General features: G+C 45.4%; 1 protein-coding gene. It reads right to left on the reverse strand.

The window, feature by feature from the left end; translation table 11 throughout:
* Positions 1–544, reverse strand: a 544-nt coding sequence (locus tag R7R24_RS29735) for a methyl-accepting chemotaxis protein (protein WP_318120591.1), incomplete at both ends; no start/stop codon positions are given.

Below are 544 nucleotides of genomic sequence, written 5' to 3' on the forward strand. Positions count from 1 at the left end.
CCTTCATCGATTGATTTCATAAACTCGTCCACTTCCAATAGTTTCGACATCGAACTGAGAAAGCCTTGGTTGATGACCTCGATAAATGAGCGAGTTTCGGTCGTTAGGGAGTGGTTGCTCAGAACTACGTGGTTGATTTCATCAATCGACGTGCTGGTTCGAGTTGCTAAAGTGCTCACTTCATCCGCAACCACTGCAAATCCTCGTCCATGTTCACCAGCTCTAGCTGCTTCAATCGCTGCGTTTAGAGCTAGGAGATTGGTTTGTGAGGCGATGCTGTCGATCACTTTGACGATTTCAGTGACTTGCTGCGAGGTTTTAAATAGCTCTTGAACTTTATCGTCACAAGCGGTGACGGCACTCAGTACTTCTTCAATCATGGTGCGAAACTCATTCAGAGAATGTTCTGCGCCGCAGACGTTTGATGTGGCTTCTTCGCTGGCATTTCTCGCGATAAAAGAAGAGTCGGCTATCGCTTGAGAGATGTTTAAATCCCTTTGAACTTTATCAGTGATGTCAGATGCAAATTTGACGACTTTGATGA

Source organism: Vibrio sp. 704 (assembly GCF_033339295.1).